We start from the raw sequence: 23477 nt of genomic DNA, 5'->3' as shown, positions 1-23477 counted from the left end.
GAGCGTGGGGCGGCTCAGCCCTGGTGCATGTAGCTGTCGAGCTGGTCGCGCTCGAACTGCAGCTGGTCGATCTTGTGCTTGACCAGGTCGCCGATGCTCACGATGCCGACCAGGTCGCCGTCGTGGAGGACGGGGAGGTGGCGGAACCGTGCCTGCGTCATCACGGCGAGCACCGCGTCCAGCCGGTCGTCGACCGAGCAGGTGCGGACCTCGGAGGTCATGATGGCGGCGACCGCCTTGTTGATCACGGTGCCGTCGCTGTGCAGCGTGCGCACCACGTCGCGCTCGGAGACGATGCCGTCGAGGGAGACGCCGTCGGCGCTGACCACGACGGCGCCGATGTTGTGCTCGGCGAGCACGGTGAGCAGCTCGCGCACCCCTGCCTGGGGCACGATGGTGACGACGTCGCGCAGCGACTTCGAGTTGAGCACGTCGCGAATCAGCATGTGACGCAGGTTACACTTCGGGCTCCCGGTCGTCACGGTTCTCCTCCGCCGCCCGTGCTCGGTGGGCACGCAGGTCGGAGACGCTGCCCGGGCCCGTGCTCGGCCAGTCGGGGTCGTCGTGCGCACCCGCCGCGGTCCCGGCGTCGCCGAGGAACGACAGCGCCGCCTCGTGCAGGTGGCCGTTGGTGGCGACCGCGTTGCCGCCCCACGGGCCCTCCGCCCCGGCCAGCGAGGTGAACCGGCCGCCGGCCTCGCGCACGATCACGTCGAGCGCGGCCATGTCGTAGACCTCCAGGTCCGGCTCCGCGGCGATGTCGACCGCCCCCTCGGCGAGCAGCATGTAGGACCAGAAGTCGCCGTAGGCCCGGGTGCGCCACACCCGGCGCATGAGGGCGAGCACGTCGTCGCCGAGGCCGCGGTCCTCCCAGCCTGAGAGCGAGGAGTAGGAGAACGAGGCGTCCTCGAGGCGTCGTACGTCGGAGACCTGGCAGCGCGTCGCCTTCATCAGGGAGCGGCCGGTCCAGGCGCCCTGGCCCACCGAGGCCCACCACCGTCGCTGCAGCGCGGGCGCCGAGACGACGCCGAGCACGACCTCGTCGTCGACGACCAGCGAGATCAGCGTGGCCCAGACCGGCACGCCGCGCACGAAGTTCTTGGTGCCGTCGATCGGGTCGATGATCCAGCGGCGCTGGGAGTGGCCGGAGGTGCCCTCCTCCTCGCCGGTGATCGCGTCCCGGCTGCGGGCCTTGGACAGCGTGCGCCGGATCGCCTCCTCCACGCCGCGGTCCGCGTCGGTGACCGGGGTCAGGTCGGGCTTGCTCATCACGTGCAGGTCGAGGGCACGGAAGCGGGCCTGGGTCAGCGAGTCCGCGTCGTCGGCGAGCAGGTGCGCCAGACGTAGGTCGTCGGTGTAGTCGGGGGCAGCCACAGGGGCACCCTACGGCGCGGCTCTGTCCCGCGGCGTGGGAGGCGGCTCAGGCCGGCCCAGCAGGTCGGCCAGCAGGTCGGCTCAGTAGTCGGTGACGGAGCGGGCGGCGAGCAGGCGCCGGAACGAGTCGACCCGCTCGGGGTCGGCCTGGCCGGCGGCCAGCGCCTCGTCCAGCCCGCACTCGGGCTCCCCGGCGCCGTGGGTGCAGCCGCGGGGACAGTCCTCGGTCATCTCGTCGAGGTCGGGGAAGGCCTCGATCAGGTGCTCGGGCTGCACGTGGGCGAGCCCGAACGAGCGGATGCCGGGGGTGTCGATGATCCAGCCGCCCCTGCCCCACGACGGCAGCTCCAGCATCACCGCGGAGGTCGAGGTGTGCCGCCCGCGCCCGGTGACGGCGTTGACGTGGCCGATGCGCCGGTTGGCGTCGGGCACGAGCGCGTTGACCAGCGTGGACTTGCCGACGCCGCTGTGGCCGACCAGCACGCTGACCTGGCCGGCGAGCCGCTCCTGCACCTCGTCCAGGCCGAGGATCGACCGGTCCGGTCCGCGCCGGGTGACGACCCAGGGCACGCCGAGCGAACGGTAGGTCGACAGCAGCACCTCGGGGTCGGCGAGGTCGGACTTGGTCAGGCACAGCAGCGGCGACAGCCCGGCGTCGTACGCCGCCACCAGGGCGCGGTCGATCAGGCCCGAGCGCGGCTCGGGGTCGGCGAGCGCGGTCACCACGACCAGCTGGGTGGCGTTGGCCACGAGGACCCGCTCGACCGCGTCGTCGTCGTCGGCGGTACGACGCAGCACGGTGCGGCGCGGTACCACCTCCACGATGCGCGCCAGGCTGCCGTCGGCGCCGGAGACGTCACCGACGACGCGGACGTGGTCCCCGGTGACCACACCCTTGCGCCCCAGCGGCCGGGCCTTCATCGCGGTCACCACGGTCTCGCCCACCACGACGGTGTAGCGGCCGCGGTCCACGGTGATGACGACGCCGTCCACGGCGTCGTCGTGGCTGGGCCGGTCCTTGGTGCGCGGTCGCGTGCGCCGACGGGGACGGTCGTAGTGCTCGATGTCCTGGTCGGTGTAGCGCGCCACGGCGGTCCTTCTCAGTCCCGTCCCGGCGCCGCGCCGGGGAACAGGCCGGACCAGAAGCCGGCGAAGTCGGGGAACGTCTTGCCGGTGGTGGCGATGTCGTGCACGGCCACTCCGGCCACGGCGGCGCCGATGATCACTCCGGCGTGCGCCATCCGGTGGTCGGCGTAGGTGCGGAACTCGCCGCCGTGCAGCGGGGCCGGTCGCAGGGTCAGGCCGTCGGGGTGCTCGGTGACGTCGGCGCCGAGCGCACCGAGCTCGGTGGCCAGCGCGGCGAGCCGGTCGGTCTCGTGGCCGCGGATGTGGCCGATGCCGTGCAGGTGCGAGGGCGTGCCGGCCAGCGCGCACAGCGCGGCGACGGCGGGGGCGAGCTCGCCCACGTCGTGCAGGTCGGCGTCCAGGCCGCGCAGTCCGCGGAGCCCGTCAGTGGGACCGGTGACCGTCAGCCCGGCCTCGTCGAGCCGTACGGTGCAGCCCATCCGTGCGAGCAGGTCGCGCAGCGCGTCCCCGGCCTGGGTCGTGGCCGCCGGCCAGTCGCGCACGGTGACGGAGCCACCGCTGACGGCCGCCAGCGCGAGGAAGGGTGCGGCGTTGGAGAGGTCCGGCTCGATCGTCTCCTCCAGCGCCGCGATGGGGCCCGGTGCCACCGTCCACCGGTCCGGCTCGTCGTCGGTGACCTGCACGCCACGCTCGCGCAGCATGCTCACCGACATCTCGATGTGCGGCAGCGAGGGGATGGGCGAGCCCCGGTGCTGCACGTCCACGCCGGCGTCGAACCGGGCGCCGGCGAGCAGCAGCGCCGAGACGAACTGCGAGGAGGCGGAGGCATCGATCACCACGGTGCCGCCAGGTACGGCGCCGGTCCCGCGGACGGTGAAGGGGAGCGCGCCGGGCGTGCCCGTGCTGGCGTGGTCGACATCCAGGCCCAGCGCGGCGAGGGCGGTGAGGACCTCGCCGACGGGCCGGTTGCGCATGTGCTCGTCGCCGTCGAAGGTGACCTCGCCGCGGACCAGGCCGGCGACAGGCGGCACGAAGCGCATCACGGTGCCGGCCAGGCCGCAGTCGACCTGCGCGGAGTCACCGGGCACCGAGCCGTCCAGGGGGACCACGCTCCAGTCGGCCCCCGAGGTGTCCACCTGGGCGCCGAGGGAGGTCAGGGCGCGGGCCATCAGCAAGGTGTCGCGCGAGCGCAGCGCGCGTCGTACGACGGAGGGGCCGTCGGCGAGCGCGGCCAGCACCAGCGCCCGGTTGGTCAGGGACTTGCTGCCGGGCAGCTCCACGGTGAGGTCCAGGGGACCCGTCACGGTCGGTGCGGGCCAGGGGTCCGGGTGGTGCGCTGCGCTGCTCATGTCCGGGCGAAGTCTACGGGTGCCGCGCCGCACGGTGGGCGGCGCGGCACCGGTGCCCGGCGGCGGAAGCGGCCGGGGGAGTGCTCGTGTGATCGCGCGTGGGACTGCTGGGCGGAGTGCTCGGTCAGCGGACGCGCTCGCGGACCTTCGCGCTGGCCTCGGCGGCGCTGCGCCGGGCATGCTGGGCGGCGTCCTGGGCAGCCTGGGCGACCTGGGGTGCGCGTGCGGCGGCCTCCTGGGCGGCCCGCGAGGCGCGCTCGGAGGCGACCTGGGCGGCGCGGGAGACCTGGTCGGCGACGACCGGAGCCTGCTCGGCGGCCTTCGCGCTGGCCTCGCTGGCGAACCGGGAGGCGTGTGCGGCGGTGACCTGGGCGGCGCGGGAGACCTGGTCGGCGACGACCGGAGCCTGCTCGCTGGCCTTCGCCGCGACCTGCTCGGCGATCCGGGAGGCGTGCTCCGCGCCGCGCAGGCCGGCCTGGGTGACGGAGTCGGCGACGATGGGTGCCTTCTCGGCGGTCTTCTCCGAGACCTTCTTCGCGGCGACCGACGCCTGCTGGCCGGCGACCGCGGCGGCCACGGCGGCGTGCTTGGCGGCCTGCTCTGCCGCGCTCTTGAACTGGGCGGCGCGGTCGCTGCCGTTGCTCGAGCCCGACGGGGTCAGCTTCTGCACGCCCTTGGAGGCGCCCGCGCCGGCCGCGTGGGCCGCGCCGGTCACGGCGGCTCCGGCGGCCTGCGCGCCGTGCTTGGTCTTCCACAGCACGCCGGGACGGCCCTCGGTGTCGAGCGCCGCGATGGCCAGGCCGCCGGCCAGTGCCGCGTTCTTGGTGAAGTGGGCCAGCTGCTCGCGTCGCTCGGCCGGGTCGCTGGACTCCCAGAACCGGTGCCGGGCGGCGGTGGAGGGGATCAGTGTGGCCCCCAGCACCGCGGAGGAGAGGCGGGGGAACTTGCCGGTGGCCAGGGCCAGGCCGGCCGCGATCTGCACCGCGCCGCTGATCCGCACCCAGGTGGCCGGGTCCTGCGGCACGACGACGTTGTCGGGGGTGGCGTCGTCGACCATCGGAGCCAGGCGGTCCGTCACCGGGGCGACCTGCTTGGCCAGGTCGGGGGTGTTGCGGAGGTCCTGGATCCCGTTGGCCAGGAAGTACGACGCGAGGAGGGGGCGGGCGAGGAGTCTGCTGAGAGCCATGCCAGCGCGGTACCCCGGCGCGCGCGGTCCACACAACGCAGTTAGGCAGTCGGAGCCGATTGTGCGCCGCGTGGCCCGGTTCCGCGTCCAGCCGCGGCTAGATTGAGCGCATGTGTGGACGCTACGCATCCAGCCGCAGTCCCGAGGACCTCGTCGACGAGTTCGAGGTGCTCGACCCGCGCCTGGAGCGGGCGATCGGACCGTCATGGAACGTCGCACCCACCGACGAGGTCTACGCCGTGATGGAGCGCTCGCCGCAGGACGCCGCCGAGCCGGTGCGTCAGCTCCGGACCCTGCGCTGGGGCCTGGTGCCGTCGTGGGCCAAGGACGCCGGCATCGGCAGCCGGATGATCAACGCCCGGGCCGAGACCGTCGCGGAGAAGCCCGCGTTCCGCAAGGCGTTCGCCTCCCGCCGCTGCATCCTGCCCGCCGACGGCTACTACGAGTGGTACGCCGGCGAGGCCACGACCTCGCGGGGCAAGCCGCCCAAGCAGCCCTTCTTCATCACCCCGGCCGACGGTTCCGTGCTGGCGATGGCCGGGCTGTACGAGATCTGGCGGGACCCGAGCCGGCCCGAGGACGCACCCGACGCGTTCCGGTGGACCAGCACCGTGCTGACCACCGAGGCGAGTGACGAGCTCGGCCGGATCCACGACCGCATGCCGCTGGTGGTCGACCGTTCCTCCTGGGCGCAGTGGCTGGACCCGCGGGTCCGGCTGGCGGACCCGATGGAGCTGCTCGTGCCCGCGCAGAGCAGCGGGCTGACGGCGTACCCGGTCTCCGCGGCGGTGGGCAACGTCGCCAACAACTCACCCGACCTGGTCGAACCGATCCCGATCGCCGAGGACGGCGCGGAACCGGGCGAGACCGACGACGCTCAGGGGCGGCTGCTGTGAGCGAGGAACGGCTCGTCGAGACGCCGCACGGCGAGGGCCGCCTGGTGATGCACCGGGCGCGCCGGCCGGTGGTCACGCTGCTGCTGAGCCACGGCGCCGGCGGCGGCATCGAGGCCCGCGACCTGGCTGCGCTCGCCGCCGGGCTGCCGGCCAACGGTGCGAACGTCGCGCTGTTCGAGCAGCCCTGGCGCCGGGCCGGACGCAAGATCGCCACCGCCCCACCGACGCTGGACGCCGCGCTGCGCTCGGCCGCCGACGCACTGCGGGTGCGCACCCCGCTGGTCGTCGGCGGCCGCTCCGCTGGCGCCCGCTCCGCGGCCCGCACCGCACGCTCGCTCGGTGCGCGCGGCTGCCTGGCGCTGTCGTTCCCGCTGCACCCGCCGGGCCGGCCCGAGCGATCGCGGTACGACGAGCTCGCCGGGGTCGGCGTCGCGACGCTGGTGGTGCAGGGCGAGCGGGACCCGATGGGCCGGCCCGAGGAGTTCGGCGACCCGCTGCCGGCGGGGGTGGACCTGGCGGTGGTCCCCAGCGCCGACCACGGGCTCGCGGTGCCCAAGCGCGGGCCGATCAGCGAGGACGAGGCGATGGCGATCGTCGTGGAGTGCACGCTGGAGTGGCTCGTGCGCGACGTGGTGGGGAATGCAGGCGGTGGGTGAGGCGTTCGGTGGACATGATCGCGATGCTGGAGCGCTCGGCGGAGGGCTCGCCGACGACGCCTGTGCCGCCGCAGCCTCTAGGCTGGGCGTCGATGCCTGAGATCTCTGACCTGCCGGCCCTCGACAGCGACCTGGACCCCGCTCCGCTCCCCGCGGAGGAGGTCGACGTCGCCACCGAGACCCCCGAGGAGCGGGCCGCGCGCTTCGAGCGCGACGCGCTCGTCTTCCTCGACCAGCTCTACGGTGCCGCGATGCGAATGACCCGCAACCCCACCGACGCCGAGGACCTGGTCCAGGAGACCTACGCCAAGGCGTTCTCCGCCTTCCACCAGTTCCGCCCCGGGACGAACCTGAAGGCCTGGCTGTACCGCATCCTGACCAACACGTTCATCAACAACTACCGCAAGAAGCAGCGCCAGCCCCAGCAGGCGTTCGCCGGCGACACCGGCGACGTCGAGGACTGGCAGCTCGCGCGCGCGGAGTCGCACACCTCCACCGGCCTGAAGTCGGCCGAGATGGAGGCGCTGGAGCACCTGCCCGACAGCCAGGTGAAGACGGCGCTGCAGCGGTTGCCGGAGGAGTTCCGGCTCGCGGTCTACCTCGCCGACGTCGAGGGATTCGCCTACAAGGAGATCGCCGAGATCATGGGGACCCCGATCGGGACGGTGATGTCGCGGCTGCACCGCGGCCGCCGTCAGCTGCGCGACATGCTCTCCGACTACGTCCGCACCGGCGGCGACGCCCCGCTGGAAGGCGACGAGCGATGAGCGAGCACCTCGAGCACGCAGGCCACCCGCACCAGCCCGGCGGCGACCCGAGCAACGCGGAGTGCGCCGACTTCCTCGAGCGCATCGTGCGGCTCATCGACAACGAGCTCGAGGCCGGCGACTGCGCAGTCGTCCGCGCCCACATCGACTCCTGCAGCCCGTGCCTGGAGCGCTACGACCTGCAGCGCACCGTGAAGTCCGTGGTGGCCCGCTCCTGCTCCGAGGTCGCCCCCGCCGACCTGCGCGCGCGGGTCCGGGTGCAGATCCAGGAGATCCAGCTCAGGCTCCGCTGACGGCGGCGCCGAGGCCCGTGCTGAGCGGGCGCCGGCCCGGGACCGTCAAAAGCAACGAACCCCCGGACCGGTGTCGGTCGGGGGTCCGGGCGAACGCTGAGTGTCAGCTGTTCGGGCGCTTGCCGTGGTTCGCGCCCTTCTTGCGGCGAGCGCGGCGCTTGCGTCCAGTCTTGCCCATGGGTTCCTCCTCAAGTCGAGAATCGCGCCATTCTCTCAGGTCGAGCGGTGAGTCCCCAAGTCGGGGCCCGCGCCGGGGCCTGCGCCCGGTTCACCCGGGGCTCGGGACCCGGGACAGGAAGCGCTCGGCATCGACCACCACGCGGGTGACCTCGCCGGAGCCCACCAGCTTCCCGGCAGCGCCGTCCGCGGCGAGGTTGCGTGCCGCGACCGCGAACCGGCGCAGCCGCCCGTCGGTGTGCACCACCCGTGCGGTGACCTCCACCGCCCCGGCCACCGGGGTGGGCGCAAGGTGCTCCAGCTCGACCCTGGTGCCCACGCTCGTCTGGCCCTCGGCCAGCTCAGAGTCGATCGCGGCACACGTCGCCTGCTCGCACCACGCCAGCAGCCGCGGCGTGCCCAGCACCGGCAGGGAGCCCGACCCCAGGGCGTGTGCGGTGTCCTGCTCGGTCACGGTGAAGACCAGCCGCGCCCGGCCCGCCTCCTGCTCCACGGCCCCTCAGATCCCGAACGTGTTGCGCGGGTAGGCCGCGTTCACGTCCGTGATCACGTTGACCAGGTAGGGCACGCCGGAGGCGAACGCCCGGTCCAGGGCGGGGCCGATGCCACGCGGGTCGGTGATCGTCTCACCAGCCCCGCCGAGCGCACCGACCACCTTGTCGTAGGAGGTGGCGGCGGCGAGGTCGGCCGCGACGTCGTAGCCGTAGAGCATCTGCATGGGGCCCTTCTCCAGGCCCCAGGCGGAGTTGTTGCCCATCACCATCACGACCGGGAGGTCGTGACGCACCAAGGTGTCGACGTCCATCAGCGAGAACCCGGCGGCGCCGTCGCCGAGCAGCAGCACGACCTGCGAGGACGGGCGGGCGACCCGCGCCGCGATCGCGGCACCGAGACCGGCGCCCAGGCAGCCGTAGGGGCCGGGGTCCAGCCAGCCGCCGGGCCGGCGCGGCTCGACGTACTTGCCGGCGAAGGAGACGAAGTCGCCGCCGTCGCCGATCACCACCGCGTCGTCGGCCAGGCGCGGCACGAGCTCGCCGTAGATCCGGGCCGGGTGCACCGGGTCGGCCTCGGCCCGCAGCAGCTCGGCGTCCTTGGCGTTCGCCGCGGCCACCGTGTCCTGCAGCAGCGAGATCCAGGCGGCCCGGTCCGGCTGTGCGGCGCGGGCCAGGCCCTCCAGCAGGCCGTCGAGCACGGTGCTGAGGTCGCCGGAGACCGAGTCGGCGAGGTCGGCGTGGGCCGAGACCTGGGCGGGGGAGTCAGCGATGTGCACCACCGCCGCGGGCCGGGCCCCGTCCTTGCCGCCGAAGACGCCGTAGCCCAGGCGGAAGTCGAGCGGCGTGCCGACGACCACCACCAGGTCCGCGCCGTTCAGCGCGGTGCTGCGCGCCTTGGTGACCAGCATCGGGTGCCCTCCGGGTACGACGCCGCGGCCCATGCCGTTCGTGATCGCGGGCAGCCGCATCTCCTCGACCAGGCGCAGCGCGGCATGCTCGGCGCGGTCGGCCCACACGTCGGTGCCGAGCACCAGCAGCGGACGCTCGGCGCGGGCCAGCAGCCGCACGACCCGGTCGATCGCGTCGGTGTCGGGCGCGGCGCCGCGCAGCTCGCCGACCGTGGGCACGGTGCCGGTGCCGACGTTGAAGAACTCGTCCATCGGCACGTCGACGTAGGTCGGGCCGCGGTGCGAGGAGCGGGCCAGGGTGAACGCGGCGTCGAATCCGGCGGCCACGTCGTCGGCGGTGGTCAGGGTGGCGGCGTGCTTGGTGACCGGCGAGACGATCGGCAGGTGGTCGATCTCCTGCAGGGCGCCGGTGCCCCACCGGTTGTTGGGGGCGCGGCCCCCGACCACGACCATCGGCGAGCCGGCGAACGAGGCCTGCGCCATGGCGCTCACCCCGTTGGTCACCCCGGGCCCGGCGGTCAGCACCGCCAGGCCGGGCACCCGGGTCAGCTTCCCGGTCGCCTCGGCGGCGAACGCCGCGGTCTGCTCGTGGCGCACGTCGATGATCGCGATCGGCTGCGGGGCGCCGGGGTCGGCCTCGCGTGCCTGCGCGGACTTCACTGCGCCGTCGTACATCGGGAAGACGTGGGCGCCGGAGAGGGTGAACATCGTCTCGACGCCGTGGGCCTGGGCGACCGCGACGGCGAGCTCGCCGGCGTGGCCGGTGCGCTGCGCGTCGTCTCCGGTGTCGCCGGTGCCGGTGACGTCGAGGGCTGCGGGATCGGGAGTGGTGGAGGTCACGTGCGCACCCTAGCGAGGCTGTGGCGAGGCGGGGTGGTTCAGCGGGTCAGCAGCGCCGGGTGGATGCGCCGCAGGGAGGCGACGACGCACAGCAGCAGGTCGGAGCGGACCTCGGGCTGGCGCGGGGACACGGCGAGCTGCAGGTAGAGCGCCCGCAGCACCGCCTGGGCGTTGCCGGTGCGCAGGTAGGGGTCCTCGCCCCGGGACGGCTTGACGCGCGCGCCCATCTCGAGGCGCGCCACCCAGGGCTCGAGGATGGACAGCGGCACCCGGTCGCGCAGCAGGATCTCCAGCACCGCGTGCGCGATCCGGTCCGGCTCGCCGTGCACCAGCAGCGGGGTGCCCGGGGCCAGCACGCGGTCGGCGATGACGTCGAGCAGCACCGTCAGCTCGGGGACATCGAGGTGTGGGGAGCGGGCCAGTGCGCCGAGGGCGTCCGCGCCGTGGGCCGCGGCGTGCGCCCAGCCCTTGCCCGGCACGAAGCCGCGCAGGTCCTGCTCGCGCACGTACCACCCGGCCAGCCGGTCGCCCCAGCCCAGGATCCGGTCTGCGGGCTGGCGGCGCACCACGGTGTCGCGATCGATGCACTCGGCCAGCACGAGCGCGGAGAAGCTGCGTCGGAACACTGAGTCGGTGTCGGTCTCGCCGAGGCCGACGGTGAGGCCGGCGCACATGCCGTCGCCGAGGCCGGTCAGCAGGTCGTCGTACACGCCGTGCTCGGTCCAGGTCGCCAGGAACGCGTAGGCCAGCGTGTCGCGGACCTCGGGGTCGGGGTCGCCCAGCATCCGGGTGAGCTGTGCGGTCAGGTCGTCCAGCGGGTGCTCGCTCGGAGGTCGCCGCTCACCGTTGCGCAGGCGCTCGCGCAGCAGCGCCCAGTCCACAACCACGATGAGCTTCCTCCCACAGGACGAGCGGGATGACCCCGACCCCTTATCTTGCCAAACCTCCTCGCCTCCCGCACCGCCGAGGTGCGGCGCCCGGACCTGTCCTAGGTTTGCCGTCGTGCCCTCCCTGTCCGCGATCGCGCGCCGCCACACCGACCTCGACGCCGCCGACATCGCCTGGCTCCAGCTGATCCAGGCGGACTGGCAGGTGATCGCCGACCTCTCCTTCGCCGACCTGGTGCTGTGGCTCCCGGCCCGGGACGGCACCGGCTTCTGGGCCGGGGACCAGATGCGGCCCACGACGGGGCCCACGGCCTACGTCGACGACATCGTCGGCACCCACCTGCCTCGTGGCCGGCGCCCCCTCGTGGACACCGCCTACGAGGTCGGCCGGATCGCGCGCGAGGGCGACCCGGAGTGGCGCGACGAGGTGCCGGTGCGGGTGGAGGCGATCCCGGTGCGCCGTGAGGGCCGGGTGATCGCGGTGATCAGCCGCAACACCAACCTGCTCGGGGTGCGCACGCCGAGCCTGCTGGAGATCAACTACCTGCAGGCGGCCAGCGACCTGGCGAACATGATCGCCCTCGGCCTCTTCCCGAGTGAGGGTCAGCGCAGCGACCACGCCGACTCACCCCGCGTGGGCGACGGCTTCCTGCGGGTGGACGCCGACGGCCGGGTCGTGTTCGCCAGCCCGAACGGCCTGTCGGTCTACCGCAAGCTCGGGCTGACCGGGGACCTGACCGGCCACCTGCTCGCCGACCTGACCCGCGAGCTCGTCCCGCCCAAGCGGCGCCCGGACGAGGAGACCCTCAGCGCGGTGCTCGGTGGCCGGGCGCACCGCGACACCGAGCTCGGCTCCGGTGGGGGACCCGGGGACGACGTCTCGCTCATCGTGCGCGCCATCCCGCTGCGGCCGAAGGGCGAGCACATCGGCGGCATCATCCTGCTGCGCGACGTCACCGACCTGCGCCGGCGCGACCGGGAGCTGATCACCAAGGACGCCACCATCCGAGAGATCCACCACCGGGTGAAGAACAACCTGCAGACGGTGGCGGCGCTGCTGCGGCTGCAGGCACGCCGGATCGGCTCACCGGAGGCCGTGGCCGCGCTCGAGGAGGCGGTACGGCGCGTGGGGTCGATCGCGATCGTTCACGAGACCTTGAGCCAGGCCGTCGAGGAGTCGGTGGCCTTCGACGACATCGCCGACCGGCTCACCCGGCTCGTCACCGACGTCGGGTCGACCACCGCGCAGGTCCAGGTCCGGCGCGAGGGCAGCTTCGGGGTGCTCGACTCGGAGGTCGCCACTCCGCTGGCGATGGTGGTGATGGAGCTGATGCAGAACGCCGCCGAGCACGGTTTCGAGGCAGGCGCCTCGGGCCGGATCACGCTGCACGCGCAGCGGCACGGTGCCGTCCTGGAGGTGACCGTGGCCGACGACGGCCGAGGACTGCCCGAGGGCTTCGACCTCGACAACGCCACGAGCCTGGGGCTGTCGATCGTGCGGACTCTCGTGGAGTCCGAGCTGGGCGGTCACCTCACCCTCGGCCGCGGCCCCGACGGCGGGACGCGGGCGGGGATCAGCATCCCCGTCGAGTGAGCCGGCAGAAGAAAAGCCCGGACCGCTCGTGCGGCCCGGGCGTTCGGAACGATTCGGTCAGACGGGGGTCCGGACCCGGGCCCGGGCGTTGCGGCGCTTCAGCGCACGTCGCTCGTCCTCGCTGAGGCCACCCCACACGCCGTGGTCCTGGCCCGCCTCGAGGGCCCACGCGAGACACTGCTCGCGTACGTCGCATCGCCGGCACACCGCCTTCGCCTCCTCGATCTGGAGGATGGCGGGGCCGGTGTTGCCGATCGGGAAGAACAGCTCCGGATCCTCGTCGAGGCATGCGGAACGGTGTCGCCAATCCATGGGGGAGGTGCCTTCTTTCCTACGTGGCAAGGGGCCCGGCTGAGGGCACGCGTGAGACCGCAAAAGTGAACGGCTTCACGATCGCGCTTCTGCTAGGTTTCCAAGGAATCGTTCACATATCAAGCGAATCCCTTGGTCGTTTGTGTCACAAAGATGTCGCCTGGGCACACGCCGGTGCTCCTGACTACGCTGGAGCGGTGACCGATAGCCCTGCGAACGACCCGGCGGGCAACCCGCCTCCTCTGACCGTAGCGGCCTCCCTCGTGGCAGTCCAGGGTCTCACGCTGGTCCTGCTGTCGGTCCTGGAGCTGGCGAGCGTGAGCTCCGCCCGCCTCGGGCTCGGTCTGTCCACGGCCGGGTTCCTCGCGGCGTACGGCGTGCTGCTGCTCGCCGCGGGGTGGGGGCTGCGCCAGCGCCTGTCCTGGACCCGCGGCCCCGTGCTGCTCACTCAGCTGATCTCGCTCGGCCTGGCCTGGAACGTCAGGGAGCACGCCGTGCTGGCCATCGCGCTGCTGGTGACGGCGCTGGTCGTCCTGGCGGGGATGCTGCACCGCGACACGATCGAGGCCCTCGAGCGCTGAGGCTCAGGCCTCTGCCTCCAGTGACTGCCGGAGCTGCTCGAGGGTGCGGCTGAGCAGCCGCGAGACGTGCATCTGGGAGACGCCGATCTCCTCGGCGATCTGCGACTGGGTCATGTTCTTGAAGAAGCGCAGCAGCAGGATGCGCTTCTCGCGCGGCGGCAGGTTCTCCAGCAGCGGCTTGACCGACTCGCGGATCTCGACGTGCTCGAGCGCCTCGTCGTCGATGCCGATGGCGTCGAGCATGCTCTGCCCGCCGCCGCGGTCGGAGTCGTCGTCGGTGGCGTCCAACGACAGCGTGGCGTAGGCGTTGCTGGACTCCAGGCCCTCCACGACGTCCTCCACCGAGCACCCGATCGCCTCGGCGAGCTCGCGGGGGGTGGGGGAGCGGCCGAGGCTCTGGGTCAGCTCGGCGGTGCTGGCAGTGATCTGCATGCGAAGCTCTTGGAGCCGGCGGGGCACCCGGATGGCCCAGCCCTTGTCGCGGAAGTAGCGCTTGATCTCGCCGATGATGGTCGGGGTCGCGTAGGTCGAGAACTCGACCCCGCGGTCGGTGTCGAAGCGGTCGACGGACTTGATCAGTCCGATGGTGCCCACCTGGACGAGGTCCTCGTAGGGCTCGCCGCGGTTGCGGAACCGGCGGGCGCAGTGCTCGACCAGGGGCAGGTGCAGGTGCACCAGGTCGTCGCGGGCGACGTCGCGCTCGGCCTGCGAGGCGGACTCGTCGCGCAGCACGCCGAACAGCTCGGCGCTGCGCCGCCGGGTCGCCTCCACCGCCGCGGAGCGTGCGGTGCCGGGCGCTCCGCCGGCGGTCTCCGATACCGGGTCGGAGTTCATGACTCTACGGAGGAGCGGACGGTGAGCCGCACGGCGTAGCTGTCGGGCGTGGTGTCGATGGCGGCCTCGGCCGTCAGCGTCGCCAGCACCTGCCAGCCGAAGCTCTCGTAGTCCGGGTCCTCGGGCTCGGTCGCGGTGGTCGCGATGGTCAAGGCGAGCTCGCCGGCGCTGAGCCGGAAGGTGCAGTCGAGGACGGCGTCGTCGTCGGCCTGCTCCAGGACCATCGCGGCGGCCTCGGAGACGGCGATGCGCAGGTCCTCGATGTCGTCGAGGGTCAGGTCGAGCCGTGCGGCCAGCCCGGCGGTCAGGGTGCGCAGCACCGAGGCGTAGGCACCGTCCGCAGGAAGCCGCAGCTCCACCTCGTCGGCGAGGTCCTTCTCGGTCGGCGACACGCTCGGGCCACCTCGGACGACGTTGAGGGAGACGACGCTGCTCGGCTCGGACATACCGTTCCTCCGCGGGATCTGCTGGTGTGACGGGTGGTGTGACGGGCGTGGGCCGCGCGATCGCGAAGAGCCTACGGCAACGGCCGCGCCCCCGTGCGGGAGCGCGGCCGTCGCCACGCAGCAGGCTCAGTCCAGGATCGGGCCCAGGCCCAGGAGCCGCAGCAGGTCCTGCAGGCCCGGCAGCTTGAGCACCGCGTCCAGTCCCAGGATCTTGACCAGGTAGCCCAAGCCGAGGCTGTCGAGCACCTCGCCGAGGAAGTCGAGCGGGTTGGCGCCGGCCGCGATCGGACCGGGCACCGCGCTGTCGCCCGCCTGGCAGGCCCGGTAGGCCGACTGGGTGGCGCTCACCGAACGGACGGCCGTGGTCTTCGTGGCACGGGCCTTGCGGATCTGCTTGTCGGTGCCCTTGATGCGCTTCTTGTAGTGGGTGACCTTCTTGGCGGCCTTGCGCTTCGCCTTCTGGGTCTTCTTGACGGACTGGGCCTTCGTGGCCTTCTTCAGCAGCTTCTTGAGCTTGGCCTTCTTGGCCTTGAGGTTCTTGAGCTTGCTGTGCGAGGCGGTGTAGGTCGTCTTGGCCAGGCCGACCGCCGACGCCTGCACCGTGCAGTCCTCGGCTGCGCGGGCGCTGACCTCACGCGCGGGCGCCGGTGCGGCCGTGGCCACGGGCGCGGCGGTCAGCGTGAGGCCCAGGGCGACGGCGATGCCCAGGACGATCTTGAGAAGGGCGCGATGCATCACTGAAGTGGTTCTCCCTCGGGAATGCCGGCCGCCGTCAGTGTCCCTCCGAGCGACGACCGGGAACGTCTGCCGGGCTCATGGGGGGCCCGGCTCGGCGCACACCCTAAGGGACCTTGGTGGACCCTCGCCACGAATTCCGGGAATCGGGCATGCCCCACCCGGGCCCCAGGTCCCTGTCCTGATCGTCCGAAAAAGGTACAGGCCCGCGGGATCGTGTCCCGCGGGCCCGTGAGGGAGGTCGTGTCCTGACCGCTGGGCTCCTCTACCTGCCGGGCAGGCCGCCCAGCAGGGCGCTGAGACCGAGCGCGTCGAGCAGGTCGGTCAGCCCGGTCTCGGGGAGCAGGTCGCCCAGGCCGCCGGCGCCGCCCGGCAGCTGGCCGAGCAGGTCGCCCAGGCCGATGGTGCCCAGCACGGTCTGCAGCACCTCGAGCAGGTCGGCGGGGTCGAAGTCGGCCGGCACCTGGCCGCCGAGCAGGTCGCACAGCGGCTTGGCCTGCGGAGCCTGCGCGCACAGCGCCCCGATCGGGCTCGCCGAGGAGCCGCCGGGGACCAGCTTGGCGAGCTCGTCACAGACCTGCTGCGGCAGGCCGGCGTCGCACAGGGCCTGGATCGGGCTGTCCTTGCCCGTCGCGGGTGCGCCGCTGCGGCAGCGCTGCAGAGCGCCGGCGCTGTAGTTGCGGGTGACCGCGGTGCGCTGGGCGTACTTCGTCCGTGCGTCCCGGTCCGAGCGCGCCTTGGTCACCTGCTTGCGCAGCTTCTTGACCTTCTTCGCCTTGGCCTTCTTGGCCTTCTTGGACTTCGCCTTCTTGTGGCTGACCTTGGCCTTCTTGAGCTTCTTCTTGAGCTTCTTGAGCTTGGTCTGGGCGCTCTTGGCGGCCTTGACGGCGGCGGTGTGCGACCTCGCGGACTGGTTGTAGGCGTTCTGCGCGGCGGTGCAGTCCGGTGCGGCGGCGGCCTGCGCGGGTGCCGCCGGTGCGGCGGTGGCTCCCGGCGTGGCTGCCAGGGTCAATCCCAGGGCGACGGCCAGGCCGACGATGATCTTGAACAGGGCGCGGTGCATCGCGCGGTCTCCCTCCGGTTGGACCATCCCGTCGCCCCGGTCTCCCTCGGGGGCGTCGAGTCGGTGTCTGCGCCGGGCCATTGGGCCCGGTCCGCCGCCCACCGTAGGGCCGATCGGCCTCGATGTGACCTAGGACACCGGCAAAAACACCCGACCGTGCACCCGAATTGGATGCACGGTCGGCGGAGTCGGGACCTAGGTCCTCGGGGGTCGGACCCAGAGGGCTACGCGCCCGAGGGGGTCCCGTCCCTGCCCCGAGCAGGCTCGGGGCTCAGGCTCACTTCTTGGTCTCCCAGAAGATCTCGGCGATCTCGTCGATCTTCGCGAGGAGCTCGTCGGCCTTCGCAGCGTCGAGGTTGCCCTTGGTGCCGGTGGCACCGGCCAGCTTCGTGGCGTCGTTGAACAGCGTGTGCAGCTGCGGGTACTTCTCGAAGTGCGGCGGCTTGAAGTAGTCGGTCCACAGCACCCACAGGTGGTGCTTGACCAGCTCGGAGCGCTGCTCCTTGATGAGCACGGCACGGGTGCGGAAGTCCGGGTCGTCGTTGTCGGCGACCTTGGCGATGATCGCCTTGATCGACTCGGCCTCGATCCGGGCCTGAGCCGGGTCGTAGATGCCGCAGGGCAGGTCGCAGTGCGCAGAGACCTCGATGGTCGGGGCGACCACGCGAGAGATGAGACGCGAGAACATGTGGGTCCTCTCCTGTCTTTCGTCGGTAAGAAAGGTGCGCCTGCGACACTACTCGCCATGGGCGAGCACGTGGCGCAGGGCCGTTCCGGCAGGCGGCCGCGCAGGCTCGGTGCCGCGATCGTCCGAGGCGACTCGATGTACCCGACGCTGAGGTCCGGTGACCGCCTCCTCGTCACCTACGGGACGCCGGTCCGGGCCGGGCACGTGGTGGTGGCGCGACTGCCTGATGGGACGGTGGCCGTCAAGCGGGCCGCCGAGCGTCGGCCCGGCGGATGGTGGCTGCTCGGAGACAACCCCGCGCGGAGCACCGACTCGACCCGCTGGGGCGTGATCGCGGAGCACGACGTGTGGGCCGTGGCCCGGCTGCGGATCGCGCCGCGTCCCGCGCTGCTGCGTCGCCGGCGGACCCAGGACTGAGCCCCCGGACGCCGCAGCGAGCCTGTCTCTGCGTCCTGGGTCCCATGGCCCGGGTGGTGCGTAGCCCTGCGCTGCCGTGTGGGAACATCGATGATCGTGGCCATCGAAGTCCCTTCCTCCCACCCGCGCGCCGGAGACCCCGTCTTCGACCTCCACCTCGGCGGAAAGATGGCGACCGTACCCACCGCGGACGTCAGCACGAAGGACCAGCTGTCGCTGGCCTACACGCCAGGTGTCGCCGAGGTCTGCGAGGCCATCGCCGCCGACCCGTCCCTGACCCGGCACTACACGTGGGTGCCCAACACCGTCGCCATCGTGACCGACGGCACCGCGGTGCTCGGACTGGGCGACATCGGCCCCGCCGCGGCGATGCCGGTGATGGAGGGCAAGGCGGTGCTCTTCAAGCAGTTCGGTGGCGTGGACGGGGTGCCGATCTGCCTGGCCACCACCGACGTCGAGGAGATCATCGAGACCGTGGTCCGGCTCGCGCCGAGCTTCGGCGGGATCAACCTCGAGGACATCTCGGCCCCGCGCTGCTTCGAGATCGAGGACCGCCTCAAGGAGGCCCTCGACATCCCGGTCTTCCACGACGACCAGCACGGCACCGCGGTGGTGACGCTCGCCGCCCTCGTGAACGCGCTGCGGCTCACCGGGCGCGCCCCGGAGTCCACCCGCGTGGTGATCTCCGGTGCCGGTGCCGCCGGTGTCGCGATCGCCAGGATCCTGCTCGCCGCCGGCGTCGAGGACATCGCGGTGACCGACCGCAAGGGCGTGGTGAGCTCGGAGCGGCACGACCTGACGCCGTCCAAGAAGGCCCTCGCCGAGCTGACCGCCGACCGCTGCGGGCGTCGGGGCACCCTCGCCGACGTCTTCGAGGGCGCCGACGTCTACATCGGTGTCTCCGGTGGCACCGTGCCCGAGGACGTGGTGGCGACCATGGCCGACGACGCGATCATCTTCGCGATGGCCAACCCGAACCCCGAGGTGCACCCCGACGTGGCGCACCGGCACGCCCGGGTGGTGGCCACCGGCCGCTCCGACTTCCCGAACCAGATCAACAACGTGCTCGCTTTCCCGGGGATCTTCCGCGGAGCCTTCGACGCCCACGCCAGCGCGATCACGGAGGGCATGAAGGTGGCCGCCGCCGACGCCCTCGCTGCACTGGTCGGCGACGACCTCTCCGAGGACTACGTGATCCCCTCGCCGTTCGACCCGCGGGTCGGACCGGCGGTCGCCGCGGCCGTCGCCGAGGCGGCCCGCCGCGACGGGGTCGCACGCTCCTGAGCTCGTTGGGGCGGTCCCACTAGGCTGCGGCACGTGTTCGCCGTCTACGCCGATTCCTTCGCCAGCTCCGCCGACGACCCGCTGACCGGCCTGGTCGTGGGGGAGCGACCGGACCCGGTCGCCCCCGAGGGCTGGACCACCGTCACCGTCAAGGCCGCCTCCCTCAACCACCACGACCTGTGGTCGCTGCGTGGCGTGGGGCTCAAGCAGGAGGCGCTGCCGATGATCCTCGGCTGCGACGCCGCCGGCTACGACGAGGACGGCAACGAGGTCGTGGTGCACGCCGTGGTCTCCGACCCGGACTGGGCCGGCGACGAGACGCTCGACCCGCGACGCTCCCTGCTCTCCGAGCGCCACCAGGGCACCTTCGCGGACAAGGTCGTGGTGCCGCGGCGCAACGTCGTGCCCAAGCCGGCCTCGCTGTCCTTCGAGGAGGCCGCGTGCCTGCCCACCGCGTGGCTCACCGCCTACCGGATGCTGTTCGTCCAGGGCGGCCTGAAGGCCGGGGACACCGTGCTCGTGCAGGGGGCCGGGGGAGGCGTGGCGACGGCGCTCATCGCGCTCGCGCGCGCCGGCGGGCTGCGCGTGCTGGCCACCAGCCGTGACCAGGCGAAGCGGGACAAGGCGCTCGAGCTGGGCGCCCACGAGGTCTTCGAGTCCGGGGCCCGGCTCCCGGCCAAGGTCGACGCCGTCATGGAGACGGTCGGCCGGGCCACGTGGTCGCACTCGGTCCGCGCGTTGCGGCCGGGCGGCAAGATCGTCATCTCGGGAACCACCTCGGGTCCGAAGCTGGACGACGCCGAGCTGACCCGGATCTTCTTCCTCCAGCTCAGCGTGATCGGCTCGACCATGGGGACCCGCGGCGAGCTGGCCGCCCTGGTCAACCTGCTCGACAGCACCGGCGTGCGCCCCGTGATCGATCGCGTGCTGCCGATGACCGAGGCGCGCGAGGGCTTCGCGGCCATGGCGGCCGGCGACGTCTTCGGCAAGGTCGTCTTCACCCGCTGAGCGCGGAGCCGCTCGAGGGCGGCGCCGGGGGAGACCGGTCCCGGGAATCAGATCGGCCGCGCGAGCATTGCATCCCCCGGGGCCGATCGGTCCTGCCGTGACGTCGGCGCCGACGAGCAGAAGGACCCTTCCATGACCGCGCCCCTCGAGACCTCCGGCCCGACCGAGGTCCCCGCCCGCCACGACCGCGGGGCCGGGGCCGGGTCCGGGTCCGGGTCCGTCGCGCCGGTGGGCCGCACCCCGCTGGTGGTCAAGCTGCTCGTGGCGGCCACCTTCGTGGTGATCCTCAACGAGACGATCATGGTCAACGCGATCCCGCGGCTGATGGTCGACTTCTCGATCACCGAACGGACCGCGCAGTGGCTCTCCACCGCGTTCATGCTCACCATGGCCGCGGTCATCCCGGTCACCGGCTGGTTCCTGCAGCGGGTCAGCACCCGGACGGCGTACACGGCGGCGATGGCGACCTTCTCCGCCGGCACGCTGATCGCCGCACTCGCCCCCACCTTCGAGGTCCTGCTGGTGGCGCGGGTGGTGCAGGCGGCCGGCACGGCGGTGATGATGCCGCTGCTGATGACCACCCTGATGACCGTCGTCGCGGCCCAGGACCGCGGCCGGGTCATGGGGCAGGTCAGCCTGGCGATGGCGTGCGCGCCCGCGCTGGGCCCGACCGTCTCCGGGGTCCTGCTGGAGCTCGGTTCCTGGAGGCTCATCTTCGTCGCCGTGCTCCCGGTCGCGGTGCTCGTGGCGGTGCTGGGCCTGCGCCAGCTCGAGAACGTGGGGGAGACCCGGCGCACGCCGGTCAGCTGGCTGAGCGTGGCGCTCGCGGCGGGCGGCTTCGGCAGCTTCGTGTACGGCGTCAGCCGGATCGGTGCCACCGGGTGGGTCGAGCCCACCCTCATCATCGCGGTGGGGGTGGCGCTGATCGCGTCGTTCGCCGCCTACCAGCTGGTGCTGCAGCGCGGGTCCGGGCCGCTGATGGACCTGCGCACCCTGCGCCACCGCAACTACGCGATCTCGCTGCTGCTGATGTCCGCGGGCTTCATGGCCTTCCTCGGCTCGATGATCCTGCTCCCGCTCTACCTGCAGAACCTGCGCGGCCTCTCGGAGCTGGAGACGGGCCTGCTGGTCATGCCGGGTGGTGTCGCGATGGGCCTGCTCGGCCCGACGGTGGGGCGCATCTACGACCGCGTGGGTTCACGGCCGCTCGTGATCCCGGGCTCGATCGGGATGGTGGCCTTCCTGTTCGGTCTCAGCCGGATCGGCACCGATACGCCGTACGCGCTCATCCTGGCGCTGCACGTGGGCCTGATGGTGACCCTGGCGATGATCTTCACTCCGGTGTTCACCATCGGGCTCGCCGACCTGGCGCCGCACCTGTACTCGCACGGCAGCTCCCTGCTCGGCACTCTGCAGCAGGTGGCCGGCGCGTTGGGCACGGCCCTGCTCGTGGTCATCCTCGACGGACGCTCGGAGCACCTGGCGGCGTCCGGCGCCGCGCCCGCGGACGCCTTCATGGGCGGGCTGCAGTGGGCGTTCGCGGCCGGGGCCGTGATCGGCGTCGTCGTGGTGGGGCTCGCGCTGCTGCTGCCGGCGAAGGTGGACGCGCCCGAGGGCGCCCCCGCGCCGCACTGACCCGGACTGAACCCCGCGCTCAGTCGGGCTGGGAGCGCCAGTTGATGGCGCCGACCAGGAGCATTCGCAGCTGGGTCCGGGTGGTCTCGGCGATCCGCTCCTCGTCCGGCGAGGACGGGGCCACCGAGATCAGGCGCTCGGCGGTCGACACCATCGCGCCCACGATGAGGCCCGACAGCATCTCGCGGTCGCGTGCGCTCCACTGGTCGGTACCCGGCAGCTGGGCCAGGTCGGCCGCCAGCTCCTTCTCCGCCAGGTCGATGCCGTGCTCGATGGCGGCGCGCACCGCCGGCGGCCCGGCGAACCGCTCGCGAGCGATGAAGCCGAAGTGGGCGTGGTGCTGGCGCACCTGCTCGACGAGGACCGTGACGGACCCGTCGATGATCGTCCGGTAGTCCGCGCCCGCGCCGCGGCGCAGCGCACGCAGCAGGGTGCGCAGCGTGTCCAGGGACTCCTCGACCAGGGTGAGGCCGAGCTCCTCGATCGAGTCGAAGTGACGGTAGAACGCCGTCGGCACGATGCCGACCTCCTTGGCGACCTGCCGCAGGGACAGCGCGAGGAGGGTGGACTCGTCGGACAGGCCCAGCGCCGCGTCCAGGATGGCGCGCCGGGTCCGCTCCTTCTGCTCCAGCCGCGGCACCGTCACGCCTCCATCCTACGAGCAGTGCACATGTGTCCACTGTCACGTGGCCGAGGCGTTGAACGACGCCCGGCTCTGCGTACTGTTTTCGGTGTACGCACGTACACTGAAATCCGAAGGAGGCGCGATGACCGCGCTCATCCCCGAGCAGGCAGTGCCTGCGAATCCCGGCTCCCGGCTCCCGGTGACGCGGCGGGTGCTCGACGGCGTGCTCCGCTCCCGGCTCACCGCCGCCCTGACCACGCCGCACGGCGTGGACCGCTACCTCGAGCGCTTCCACCCCATGTGGGCCGCGCACGACGTCCGCGCGCGCATCGTCTCGGTGCACCGGGAGAACCCGTCCTCGGACGCCGCGCCCGTCGCCACGTTGACCCTGCAGCCCACCACCAGCTGGCGCGGGCACCGCGCCGGCCAGCACGTCCTCGTCGGCGTCGAGCTGCCCGGCTCCGCCCGCCGCCTCACCCGCGCGTTCTCGATCTCCTCGCCCGCCTCGGCGCCCGGCGAGCAGATTACGCTCACCATCCGCGCCCACGCCGAGGGACAGGTCTCCTCGTACCTCGTCAGCGAAGCGCGGCCGGGCATGATCCTGCACCTCTCGCAGGCCCAGGGCGAGTTCACCCTCGCCGAGAGCCCCGCGACCCCCACGGCCAACCACCTGCTGTTCCTCACCGGCGGGTCCGGCATCACCCCGGCCATGTCCATGGTCCGCACCCTGCTGCGCGACGGGTACGACGGCCACGCCGGCCGGCGGGTGACCTTCTTGCACTACGCCCGCAGCCCCGAGGACCAGATCTTCGCCGAGGAGCTGGCCGCCATCGCCGCCGCCGACAACGGCGTCGACGTCCACCTGCGTCACGGCGAGGAGACCTTCAACGAGCTCGAGCTGCGGCGACTGGTGCCGGACTTCCGCAACACCGACACCTGGCTGTGCGGGCCCGCCGGCCTCGTCGAGCTCGTCACCGAGGCCTACACCGACCGCGACGGCGTCCTGGCGCCCCGGTTGCGGATGGAGTTCTTCAAGCCGCTCGTCGCCCGAGCCGCCCGCGGCGACCAGGACGTCACCGGGGAGGTCGCCTTCGCCCGTTCCGGGCTGAGCGCGCCCGCGGACGGCACCAGCCTCCTCGAGCAGGCCGAGGCCCTGGGGCTGAGCCCCGAGCACGGCTGCCGGATGGGCATCTGCTTCTCCTGCACGCGGACCAAGGTCGCGGGCACCACACGCAACCTCCTGACCGGCGAGGAGTCCTCCCTGCCGGACGAGGAGATCCGGATCTGCGTCACCGCCGCTGCCGGCGACTGCCAGATCGACCTCTGAGACGCGCCACCCGCC

General features: G+C 72.7%; 27 protein-coding genes. 11 read left to right on the top strand and 16 right to left on the bottom strand.

Translation table 11 applies throughout. The features are described from left to right. Nucleotides 1-14: 14 nt before the first annotated feature. The 5 genes from KG111_RS11795 to KG111_RS11775 all read right to left on the bottom strand — a co-directional run bounded on the left by KG111_RS11795 (nt 15) and on the right by KG111_RS11775 (nt 4995). Nucleotides 15-446, bottom strand: a complete 432-nt coding sequence (locus KG111_RS11795; protein WP_205292552.1) for a CBS domain-containing protein — start codon at nt 444-446, stop codon at nt 15-17. A gap of 10 nt (nt 447-456) precedes the next feature. Then, entirely contained in the window at nt 457-1374 is a 918-nt protein-coding gene (locus KG111_RS11790) for an inositol monophosphatase family protein (protein ID WP_205292553.1), read from the bottom strand. 81 nt (nt 1375-1455) lie between these two features. Further along, nucleotides 1456-2463 (bottom strand): ribosome small subunit-dependent GTPase A, encoded by a 1008-nt coding sequence (gene rsgA / locus KG111_RS11785; protein ID WP_205292554.1) that lies wholly within the window; start codon nt 2461-2463, stop codon nt 1456-1458. Between the two features lie 11 nt (nt 2464-2474). Then, nucleotides 2475-3809 carry a 3-phosphoshikimate 1-carboxyvinyltransferase gene (gene aroA, locus KG111_RS11780; protein WP_205292555.1) on the bottom strand — a complete coding sequence of 445 codons (1335 nt, stop codon included), beginning with the start codon at nt 3807-3809 and terminating at the stop codon, nt 2475-2477. Between the two features lie 124 nt (nt 3810-3933). Further along, entirely contained in the window at nt 3934-4995 is a 1062-nt protein-coding gene (locus KG111_RS11775; RefSeq protein ID WP_205292556.1) for a DoxX family protein, read from the bottom strand. A 110-nt stretch (nt 4996-5105) separates the two neighbouring features. On the opposite strand from KG111_RS11775, the gene KG111_RS11770 reads away from it, so the two are divergent. Genes KG111_RS11770 through rsrA form a run of 4 tightly spaced genes read left to right on the top strand, consistent with a single transcriptional unit; the run spans nt 5106 to nt 7607 of the window. Beyond that, nucleotides 5106-5891 carry an SOS response-associated peptidase gene (locus tag KG111_RS11770; protein ID WP_205292557.1) on the top strand — a complete coding sequence of 262 codons (786 nt, stop codon included), beginning with the start codon at nt 5106-5108 and terminating at the stop codon, nt 5889-5891. Further along, a complete protein-coding gene (locus KG111_RS11765; RefSeq protein ID WP_249666102.1) occupies nt 5888-6547 on the top strand; it encodes an alpha/beta hydrolase family protein in 660 nt (219 codons plus the stop codon). The genes KG111_RS11770 and KG111_RS11765 overlap by 4 nt, the downstream gene beginning before the upstream one ends. A gap of 23 nt (nt 6548-6570) precedes the next feature. Then, nucleotides 6571-7314, top strand: a complete 744-nt coding sequence (locus KG111_RS11760; RefSeq protein WP_372440177.1) for a sigma-70 family RNA polymerase sigma factor — start codon at nt 6571-6573, stop codon at nt 7312-7314. Beyond that, nucleotides 7311-7607 (top strand): mycothiol system anti-sigma-R factor, encoded by a 297-nt coding sequence (gene rsrA / locus KG111_RS11755; RefSeq protein ID WP_205292558.1) that lies wholly within the window; start codon nt 7311-7313, stop codon nt 7605-7607. The genes KG111_RS11760 and rsrA overlap by 4 nt, the downstream gene beginning before the upstream one ends. A 103-nt stretch (nt 7608-7710) precedes the next feature. Here the strand turns inward: rsrA and KG111_RS18575 are convergent, their stop codons facing one another. The 4 genes from KG111_RS18575 to KG111_RS11740 all read right to left on the bottom strand — a co-directional run bounded on the left by KG111_RS18575 (nt 7711) and on the right by KG111_RS11740 (nt 10700). After that, complete coding sequence (locus KG111_RS18575) at nt 7711-7785, bottom strand: 50S ribosomal protein bL37 (protein WP_370249596.1); 75 nt, start codon at nt 7783-7785, stop codon at nt 7711-7713. 90 nt (nt 7786-7875) lie between these two features. Next, entirely contained in the window at nt 7876-8277 is a 402-nt protein-coding gene (locus KG111_RS11750) for a thioesterase family protein (RefSeq protein WP_205292559.1), read from the bottom strand. Between the two features lie 6 nt (nt 8278-8283). Then, on the bottom strand, nt 8284-10026 hold the full coding sequence (locus tag KG111_RS11745; protein WP_205292560.1) for an acetolactate synthase: 1743 nt from the start codon (nt 10024-10026) through the stop codon (nt 8284-8286). A 38-nt stretch (nt 10027-10064) separates the two neighbouring features. Beyond that, on the bottom strand, nt 10065-10700 hold the full coding sequence (locus KG111_RS11740; RefSeq protein ID WP_432806880.1) for a DUF2785 domain-containing protein: 636 nt from the start codon (nt 10698-10700) through the stop codon (nt 10065-10067). 328 nt (nt 10701-11028) lie between these two features. Here KG111_RS11740 and KG111_RS11735 point away from each other — a divergent pair, with 328 nt between their 5' ends. Then, nucleotides 11029-12507, top strand: a complete 1479-nt coding sequence (locus KG111_RS11735) for a sensor histidine kinase (RefSeq protein WP_205292561.1) — start codon at nt 11029-11031, stop codon at nt 12505-12507. 57 nt (nt 12508-12564) lie between these two features. Here the strand turns inward: KG111_RS11735 and KG111_RS11730 are convergent, their stop codons facing one another. Then, nucleotides 12565-12819, bottom strand: a complete 255-nt coding sequence (locus tag KG111_RS11730; protein ID WP_038678054.1) for a WhiB family transcriptional regulator — start codon at nt 12817-12819, stop codon at nt 12565-12567. A gap of 263 nt (nt 12820-13082) precedes the next feature. Between KG111_RS11730 and KG111_RS11725 the strand changes: the two genes are divergently transcribed. After that, nucleotides 13083-13400, top strand: coding sequence for a hypothetical protein (locus KG111_RS11725; protein WP_205292562.1), 318 nt, complete (start codon nt 13083-13085; stop codon nt 13398-13400). Nucleotides 13401-13403: 3 nt separating this feature from the next. Here KG111_RS11725 and KG111_RS11720 read toward each other — a convergent pair whose 3' ends face one another. The 5 genes from KG111_RS11720 to sodN form a co-directional block, all read right to left on the bottom strand. Next, a complete protein-coding gene (locus tag KG111_RS11720; protein WP_205292563.1) occupies nt 13404-14234 on the bottom strand; it encodes an RNA polymerase sigma factor SigF in 831 nt (276 codons plus the stop codon). Next, nucleotides 14231-14680 carry an ATP-binding protein gene (locus KG111_RS11715; RefSeq protein WP_240196043.1) on the bottom strand — a complete coding sequence of 150 codons (450 nt, stop codon included), beginning with the start codon at nt 14678-14680 and terminating at the stop codon, nt 14231-14233. The genes KG111_RS11720 and KG111_RS11715 overlap by 4 nt, the downstream gene beginning before the upstream one ends. A gap of 126 nt (nt 14681-14806) precedes the next feature. After that, nucleotides 14807-15415, bottom strand: coding sequence for a hypothetical protein (locus tag KG111_RS11710; RefSeq protein WP_205292564.1), 609 nt, complete (start codon nt 15413-15415; stop codon nt 14807-14809). A 265-nt stretch (nt 15416-15680) separates the two neighbouring features. Then, nucleotides 15681-16478, bottom strand: a complete 798-nt coding sequence (locus KG111_RS11705; protein WP_205292565.1) for a hypothetical protein — start codon at nt 16476-16478, stop codon at nt 15681-15683. 277 nt (nt 16479-16755) lie between these two features. Beyond that, nucleotides 16756-17166: a superoxide dismutase, Ni gene (sodN, locus tag KG111_RS11700; protein WP_205292566.1), complete on the bottom strand. Its 411-nt coding sequence runs from the start codon at nt 17164-17166 to the stop codon at nt 16756-16758. A 57-nt stretch (nt 17167-17223) separates the two neighbouring features. On the opposite strand from sodN, the gene KG111_RS11695 reads away from it, so the two are divergent. The 4 genes from KG111_RS11695 to KG111_RS11680 all read left to right on the top strand — a co-directional run bounded on the left by KG111_RS11695 (nt 17224) and on the right by KG111_RS11680 (nt 21510). Next, entirely contained in the window at nt 17224-17583 is a 360-nt protein-coding gene (locus tag KG111_RS11695) for a S24/S26 family peptidase (RefSeq protein WP_205292567.1), read from the top strand. Nucleotides 17584-17751: 168 nt separating this feature from the next. Further along, a complete protein-coding gene (locus KG111_RS11690) occupies nt 17752-18867 on the top strand; it encodes an NAD(P)-dependent malic enzyme (RefSeq protein ID WP_205292568.1) in 1116 nt (371 codons plus the stop codon). 33 nt (nt 18868-18900) lie between these two features. Continuing rightward, nucleotides 18901-19875: a zinc-binding dehydrogenase gene (locus KG111_RS11685; protein ID WP_205292569.1), complete on the top strand. Its 975-nt coding sequence runs from the start codon at nt 18901-18903 to the stop codon at nt 19873-19875. Between the two features lie 132 nt (nt 19876-20007). Then, nucleotides 20008-21510, top strand: a complete 1503-nt coding sequence (locus tag KG111_RS11680; RefSeq protein WP_205292570.1) for an MDR family MFS transporter — start codon at nt 20008-20010, stop codon at nt 21508-21510. 19 nt (nt 21511-21529) lie between these two features. On the opposite strand, the gene KG111_RS11675 is transcribed toward KG111_RS11680, so the two are convergent. After that, on the bottom strand, nt 21530-22156 hold the full coding sequence (locus KG111_RS11675) for a TetR family transcriptional regulator (protein ID WP_249666100.1): 627 nt from the start codon (nt 22154-22156) through the stop codon (nt 21530-21532). 121 nt (nt 22157-22277) lie between these two features. Between KG111_RS11675 and KG111_RS11670 the strand changes: the two genes are divergently transcribed. Then, a complete protein-coding gene (locus KG111_RS11670) occupies nt 22278-23462 on the top strand; it encodes a flavin reductase family protein (protein ID WP_205292571.1) in 1185 nt (394 codons plus the stop codon). The last annotated feature ends 15 nt before the right edge of the window (nt 23463-23477 follow it).

The organism is Nocardioides faecalis (assembly GCF_018388425.1).
In the GTDB taxonomy this organism is placed as follows: Bacteria; Actinomycetota; Actinomycetes; order Propionibacteriales; family Nocardioidaceae; genus Nocardioides; species Nocardioides faecalis.
Note: the sequence above shows the minus strand (reverse complement) of the source record. Positions and strands in the feature narration are given on the sequence as shown.